At 51.0% G+C, this 7,230-nt stretch carries 5 protein-coding genes and 2 pseudogenes; 5 read left to right on the forward strand and 2 right to left on the reverse strand.

Annotated elements, in window-relative coordinates; translation table 11 throughout:
- The first annotated feature begins 198 nt into the window (after positions 1-198).
- Positions 199-1,104: a NotI family restriction endonuclease gene (locus KMAL_RS15595; protein WP_167400181.1), complete on the forward strand. Its 906-nt coding sequence runs from the start codon at positions 199-201 to the stop codon at positions 1,102-1,104.
- Between the two features lie 39 nt (positions 1,105-1,143).
- On the opposite strand, the gene KMAL_RS15600 is transcribed toward KMAL_RS15595, so the two are convergent.
- Together KMAL_RS15600 and KMAL_RS15605 are read right to left on the reverse strand one after the other, a co-directional pair.
- Positions 1,144-2,256 carry a P63C domain-containing protein gene (locus tag KMAL_RS15600; RefSeq protein WP_110096422.1) on the reverse strand — a complete coding sequence of 371 codons (1,113 nt, stop codon included), beginning with the start codon at positions 2,254-2,256 and terminating at the stop codon, positions 1,144-1,146.
- Positions 2,257-2,332: 76 nt separating this feature from the next.
- Positions 2,333-3,519, reverse strand: a protein-coding gene (locus KMAL_RS15605; protein ID WP_110096423.1) for an IS3-like element ISGxy1 family transposase whose coding sequence is annotated in 2 segments (ribosomal slippage) — positions 2,333-3,261 and positions 3,261-3,519 — 1,188 coding nt in all. Because the reading frame shifts where the segments join, the coding sequence is not laid out codon by codon here.
- Positions 3,520-3,749: 230 nt separating this feature from the next.
- On the opposite strand from KMAL_RS15605, the gene KMAL_RS15610 reads away from it, so the two are divergent.
- The 4 genes and pseudogenes from KMAL_RS15610 to KMAL_RS15625 all read left to right on the forward strand — a co-directional run.
- Positions 3,750-4,559 (forward strand): alpha/beta fold hydrolase, encoded by an 810-nt coding sequence (locus KMAL_RS15610; protein ID WP_110096424.1) that lies wholly within the window; start codon positions 3,750-3,752, stop codon positions 4,557-4,559.
- A 193-nt stretch (positions 4,560-4,752) separates the two neighbouring features.
- Positions 4,753-5,415, forward strand: a pseudogene (locus tag KMAL_RS15615) (transposase); the annotation flags it as partial.
- A 315-nt stretch (positions 5,416-5,730) separates the two neighbouring features.
- Positions 5,731-7,068 carry an IS110 family RNA-guided transposase gene (locus KMAL_RS15620; protein ID WP_110096425.1) on the forward strand — a complete coding sequence of 446 codons (1,338 nt, stop codon included), beginning with the start codon at positions 5,731-5,733 and terminating at the stop codon, positions 7,066-7,068.
- 32 nt (positions 7,069-7,100) lie between these two features.
- Positions 7,101-7,230 (forward strand): annotated as a pseudogene (locus KMAL_RS15625) (IS5/IS1182 family transposase); the annotation flags it as partial.

The following is a 7,230-nucleotide window of genomic DNA, read 5'->3' on the forward strand; positions in this document are numbered from 1 at the left end:
TCAGAAGCTCCATGTCAATCACTCCAAAAACCCCCCAGCAGATGATGCCGGGGAGTGTGAAGGCATGGGTCAAATCTCGATGAAAATTTCCGCCCTACCCGGGTCAGTTCTCAGTGAAAATCAACACTCTTCTTATTGCGGACACTACGGAAATGACTTCTAAACAAATGAAAATAAATTCACGCAAGGAACTTTCGATTGCCGTTTGAACCTGAGACGATTGTTGGAGAGGTATTGGGCCGGCGTGCAGTAAAGGGCATTGATCCTACTCATACTGATTTTGAATGTCCCTATATCCAGTCTCGATGTCCAAAACGTAGCACGCAGTTACCTAATGAACCGTATCCTGTTTGTAGTCTCTGGAAGCCTGCATCGCGTAAATCGATGCAGGGACCGGAGTTAATATTCGTTTGTCCTAAACGCTTCTATGCGGTCGATTTTTTGAAAGAGGTTATTGATCATTGCTGGCCAGGCGATAAACCGCAAAACCCACAGATTGCACGTGAAGTCAAGATGGAGGGTTTTGGCAATGTCGATTTTGTTATCGCAGATGTAAAGAAAAATAATAAAATTGAACAGTTCTTATCCGTTGAGCTTCAAGCGATCGATATTACAGGATCAGTATTTCCGGCCTATCAAGCTTTACGGATTGGCGAGGATTTGGAAAAGAAGCCTACATATGGATTTAACTGGGATAACGTTTATAAACGTTATATCACCCAGCTTATCCGTAAGGGATATTTTCATCATCATTGGAAATCAAAGATCGTCGCAGTTATTCCTGAACAAGTTTATCAGTATATTTTAGGTCGTGCGGGCTTTATGAGAACAGCAGAGGTTAAGAAAGATCCTCAGGTTAACATCATCTTTATGACTTATCGCTTGGAGAAAGATCCTGACAAAGTAGGAGAATACAAGCCTGTTCTTGTGAATGTTGAAGGTACTAGTCACACTAACTTGCAAAATGCAATCATGTATAAAGATCCACCACAGCGGTCAGCTTTTATCGATCAAATAAAAAGCTCCTTAGCGCGTGGTGCAGTGAAAATTTCTGATCTTATTTCTGCTGGAGATATTTCTAGTGTAGAATATGATGATGATTAGAAAAATAATATATTTAATGCGGTATTATAAATAATGTAATTACTTACTCATGTCAACTGTACGCTTGTCACCATATGTTTGTGAAGGCTTGAATACTCTTCTGAATAAATGTTTAAATTCTCTCCAGTTTTCAGAGGCTTGCATAAGGCCGATAACTTTCGATACATGTTTTTCTAAGTGTGGATTGCCAATATCTTCTGTTAAGAATTGGTGATGTTTAAATTTTCGTCTTTTTGTGTTTGGATCTACAGGATTATATGATCGGATTTCTTCTGCAATCCCTTTTGGAAGGCGGTCATATACTAAAGCATTAGTAAGTTTTCCAACATAACTTGGTTTTGATTTGCTGGAAGGATCGAGCGTCCAACCGAGAAGTCTGTACATCTCTTGATAGAACTCGAGTGGAAATCGTTGTGTCCAAGGAAGCCACTCTTTAGAAATATAAGCCTCTAAAATGCTACGAAGAGCTGTTCTATCACGTATCTCTTGGTATCCAGTGGCTTCATCAACAAGTGCTATAATGCCAACTCGGGCCAGACCACGCATCAATATCTCAGACCGCTGAGCAATGCCTAACTGCTGTTTCTGTAATACTCCAGCCTCGCGAGCCGATAATATTGCTTCGCATAGTTCAACTAAAACTTGGGCATTATATCCATATGCTTTCGATCCTGTTGGTGTAAGGAAGACAATTGGATTTGATATCTGTTTTTGTAAATCATCAGATACATAAGGATGAATACGGTCACGAGATATAAAAAGTTCAAATCTATTGAGACCAGGGATTTCAGAACCACCGCGCGCCATCGAAAGGCCGTCTGACATGCCAGAAACAGTTAATACTCTACGTTCATCATCAAGGACATAAGCAGGTATTGCGACCTCTCCGATTTGGAGCGGTTTCTCATTAGAACCACAAACGGCTTTAGGAAGATTTTGTCTCTCTGGATCTGCTTTTGCCCATCGAGCTTGCGCTCCAGCCCGCGCAATGGCTTTACGGGCTGAGGGAGACAGTATTTTGGCGCGCGTAAGGCCACCCTTTTTTTGAGAATCGTTCATCATCGCCTCAATGCTTGCTAACCAAGCATAAAGTTTTATCCCTGATAATGGACGCTTTTGGGTAGCAGAGGATTGCTGCGGGCAGCTATTCATGCGGCCAGCATCTCCTAGAGGTGGACCCGTCTGTTCGGACAGTTTTTGGGTTTGAATAAGCTATACCCGGTTGTTGTTATGCCGCCATTCTGACGGCGTTGCTGTTGGCCATCTGGTCCGGGGTTAACGCCGGACCAGATGGCGTCGGCGCGCCATGATACGCCTCATCAGGCGTTCGTCCAGCCAGGGCCGTATGGGGACGTTGCCCGTTATAATGGGTGATCCATTTCGTGAGCCCCACTCGAAGTTCTGATCCGGTCTCAAATGCGTGCAGGTAGACACATTCGTATTTCAACGACCGCCACAGACGCTCGATGAACACGTTGTCCAGCCAGCGCCCACGCCCGTCCATGCTAATGCGGATCTGACGTTCTTCCAGGATACCGGTAAAACGGGGCGTCGTGAATTGTGAGCCCTGGTCCGTGTTGAAAATCTCCGGGGTGCCGTAACGCATCAGCGCATCCCGAAGTGCCTCAATACAGAACTCCGCGTCCATAGTGTTCGACAGACGCCAGGACAGCACCTTGCGCGTGAACCAGTCCATGATCGCCACGAGATAGAGAAATCCCCGTTTCATGGGAATATATGTGATATCAGAACACCAGACCTGGTTAGGTCGATCAATGACCAGATCCCGCAGCAGATATGGATATTTCCGATGCTCCGGATGGGGCACACTCGTGCGTGGCTTCTGGTAGATCGCCCGCAGGCCCATGATCGCCATGAGCCGGCGGACGCGTTTGCGCCCCACTTCATGTCCCAGGCGGCGCAGATGCCATGTCATCTGCCGCGAGCCATAATACGGCCTTTCCAGGAACTGGGCGTCGATCAGCCGCATCAACTCCAGATTGGCCTCACTCTGTGGCACAGACCGATAGTAGACGCCCGACCGGTTGAGTCGCAGCAGCGTGCATTGCCGAATTATCGGCAGACGCGCTCGCTTCGGGTCAATCATCTGCCGCCTCTGATCACGCCCAACCGAGCAGAGGCATCGCGTAAAAAATCCCGTTCCACGAGAAGCTCGCCTATCTTCGCGTGCAGTTTCTCCACATCAGCAGGGCTGACCGGGGGCTCAGACGTCGCTTTCCCGGAAAAGGTGGCCGCCATCCCCTCGATCGCCTGCCGTTTCCACTGGGCGATCATCGTCTGATGCACCCCATGTTTCGAAACCAGTTCCGCCAGCGTCAGTTCCCCACGGATCGCTTCCAGGGCAACCCGTGATTTGAACTCCGCCGCATACCTTTTGCGCGTAACCTTGCCCATAAAACCCGTCCTCTCTCAGGTCGGATTATAGCTTATCGTCCTGTCCGAAAAATGGGGACCGCCTCTACACAATGGCTCTGGACATATAACCATGACACACCCAACATGGGGAACAGCGGGCTAACCCCCGCCCAGAAACTAAAAACAGCTGCCTGAATTCTCATTCAATGCCCCACTAAAAATGGGGGGATTACCTACCCACAACACGCTCTTTTACGAGGCTTGACGATATGACTGAGCATTTAACAAAACGCTGGCAGGCCCTGCCTGCCACCCCGGCCCCTCTGGCCTCCTTTAAAGGACAGCACGCCCCCATTAACGGATGCTCGCTCTATTATACGGAAGGCGGCACAGGGGACGATGTCATCATCATGCTGCATGGGGGCATGGCAAACTCTGACTACTGGGGCATACAGGCGGCTTATCTGGCCAAAACGCACCGTGTCATCCTCGTGGATAGCTGCGGGCATGGCCGCAGCACGTTAGGGGATAAACCCCTCAGCTACGCTCAGATGGCAGACGATATCATTCACCTGATGAACCATCTGGAAATTCCGAATGCCAGTCTCGTCGGGTGGAGCGATGGCGGTGTGCAGAGCATTATTCTGGCCTCTGAACACCCGGATCGCATCAAACGCATCTTTGCTTACGGGCCGCATATGTCCGCATCCGGCCTCAATCTGGCGTGTAGCGGAGATAAGGTGGTCAACGCTTTTGTAAAGCGCGCCACAGAAGACTACCGCGAGCTTTCCCCGACCCCGGATAAATTTGATGTCTTTTCAAAAACCCTCTGGGGCCTGTGGAAATGGGAGCATGATGCCGAATTCACGGAAGACCGCCTGAACGCCATCCGCTGCCCCGCATGGGTTGTGGATGGGGACCGGGACGAGATGATTCATCGCGCCCATCTGGAATATCTGGTGGCGCATATTCCGGACAGTTCTTACATGATCCTGCCCGAGACCAGCCACTTCGCCTTCCTGCAGGCCCCGCTTCTGTTTAACGAAGCGTTGGCTGACTTTCTGTCCGTCAAAGCCTGACGGTCACACTGACGATCAGGGCGAGAAGGGTTCAGCTCTGATAACGGGCTGAACCTCTTTTTATTTCCCGTCTGTTCTCTCAAGTTCGCCGTCGGCGTCATCCGGCAGAAAGAAGTGGAGGGTTCGAAAAACCCTCTGGTATTGAGGTCTGCTCTGTGATTCCATTTTCCTTGCGTTGATTGGAGTATGGATCATGAAGCAGACGGGATTTTTTGACGTTGAAGAGCGGCTTGCCCGCTTGAGCGGGCTTGGTGATCAGCTCGAAGCATTTTCCCGGACTGTGGATTTTGAAGTCTTCCGCCCTGACCTGGAGAAGGCTCTGGCGTATTCTGACGGCAGCAAAGGCGGACGACCGCCATTTGATCCTGTGCTGATGTTCAAAATTCTGGTGATCCAGACGCTCAACAATTTGTCTGATGAGCGGACGGAATATCTGATCAACGATCGCCTCTCCTTTATGCGTTTCCTTGGTCTGGGACTTTCAGATCGGGTGCCGGATGCCAAAACGGTCTGGCTGTGTCAAAAGCGTCTGACCCAGGCGGGTGCGATCGATGGGCTGTTCAACCGCTTTGATGCCACCCTGCGCAACGCCGGGTATTTGCCGATGTCAGGCCAGATCCTGGATGCCACGCTGGTAGCGGCTCCGAAGCAGCGGAACACCAATGCAGAGAAAGCCGATCTTCGGGAAGGACGTATTCCTGAAGACTGGCAGGACAAACCCGCAAAGCTGTCGCACAAGGATCGTCATGCGCGATGGACACTGAAGTTCACGAAGGCGAAGCGGCAGGATGATGGAACCATGCCCTCCAGCGATCTCGCCATCCCGTTCTTTGGCTATAAATCGCAGGTATCGATAGCGGTGCCGGGTTTGATGCCATGGAGAAAGTCAGAGAAGCGCAGGCTTCGAAAACGTGCTTGTGGATCAGACCCGGTTCCCGGCATGCCGGGAACCGGGTCTATACTGTCAGGATGAACCAGGCCGGTTCGGGGCTAAAATCCCTGAGAGATCCGCCGATCGTCTCGTCTCCGTGAAGCATGAACCCGGCCCGGCCGCGCTGACGGGGCAAGAGTAACATGATTGTGGCGTCTGCTTTGAGTGAAGTTGATCGGCCACGAATGACACACCTGACTGTGACCGCAGCGTTGGTTCCCTCACCAGAAAGGACCGACCATGACATTCCGTACCATTGGTATTGATCTGGCCATTCGCGGAGATCACCTCGCTCAGATCTATGACGATGGCCGCCCTAATGGCCGTGCAATTCGTTTCAGGCATGATCAGCCCTCACTTGCCGCCTTTGTTCAGACTGCCGTGATGGGGCTGAGGGCGGATGACCACATTCAGGCCATCATGGAGCCAACCGGTATGAGCTGGTTTCCTGTTGCCCACCACCTTGCGGATGCTGGCATCACCGTAGCCCGCGTCAAGGGAAAGCGGGTCAAGGCTCTACGCCGTTACCTTTCCGAACACGCCAAAACAGATATGGCTGATGCCCAGATCCTGGCGGCCATGCCATCATTTGGTGGACCACGCCTTGATCCAGTCCATATTCCGGATCCACGAAGCCACGCTCTTCAACGTCTGACCAAACAGAGAAGCCGCTTTCAGAACGAGATCGCGGATGCCAGGCGGCGTTTGCTTGATCTCATTCGTTGGGCATCCCCCAGGCTTGAAGCAGTCTTGCCCGACTTAGGAACGCGGCTCTCTTTGGCCCTGTTGCAGAAATGGTTTCACCCCTCGGATGTTTTGAAGGCGCGTCGTACGACGCTCGCCAAATATGTTGCAGCCCATGCGGGAGGGAACCATCCGCGCAGTGGGCCCTTTGTGGAAACGCTGATCACAGGGTTGCGTGAAGCGGCGCAATACGCTCAGGACCTTCATGGGACACACATTGATTTTTCGGAACTGCAGTTCGAGATCGCGATGGAAATTAAGAATGTTCTGGCGAAAATTCAGACTGTTGGAGATCTTGAGCGGCATATTGCTGACCTCTACAAACACCTCGACCCACAGGGTCTTGTGCTCAGTATTCCGGGTGTCGGCCGTCATCTCGCGCCGACCCTGGTTGGTATCTTGCAGAACATTGAGCGGTTTCATTCTGAAAAACATTTACGGGGTTTTTGTGGCCTGTTTCCCAGAAGGGCTGATAGTGGTGGTGTGGAGCGAGCGGGCCAGACCCTGACCCAGGGCGGCAATAACCGCATCAAACAAGCACTTTATCTTGCTGCTGATACGGCACGAAAAACAGATCCTGAACTGGCAGAACTTTATTGGAGGCTGATGACAGTGAAAGGTCATCATCACAAACAGGCTTTATGTGCCGTTGCCAATCGTATTGTGAACCGGATCTTCAGCGTTCTCAAACGAGGAAAGCCTTACGAAGTGCGCGACAAGGAGGGAAACAGCATCACCCTCTCTGAAGCAAAAGCCATCATTCTGGAGCGCTATACCGTTGGAGAAAACATCAGAGCAGGACGTCGTTCCAATCGGATTGAAAAGACTCCCTGAAACCGCAAAAATCGCTTGCGCTCCCGGTACAAGATCATGTTTCCATCGATCGAAAATACCGGTTCATCCGGAAATGGAAAACAACGCATGCCGCCGCCAGTGATGGCGCGCGATTGAGAGAGGGGCTGCTGGATAAAACCAATACAGCCTCAAGTGTCTGGG

This window comes from Novacetimonas maltaceti, assembly GCF_002906255.1.
Classification (GTDB): Bacteria; Pseudomonadota; Alphaproteobacteria; order Acetobacterales; family Acetobacteraceae; genus Novacetimonas; species Novacetimonas maltaceti.

Excerpts from the sequence above, each read along its gene's own strand:
- KMAL_RS15610 (WP_110096424.1), top strand. The coding sequence starts at position 3,750 with ATGACTGAGCATTTAACAAAACGCTGGCAGGCCCTGCCTGCCACCCCG.
- KMAL_RS15620 (WP_110096425.1), top strand. The coding sequence starts at position 5,731 with ATGACATTCCGTACCATTGGTATTGATCTGGCCATTCGCGGAGATCAC.
- KMAL_RS15600 (WP_110096422.1), bottom strand. The coding sequence starts at position 2,256 with ATGAATAGCTGCCCGCAGCAATCCTCTGCTACCCAAAAGCGTCCATTA.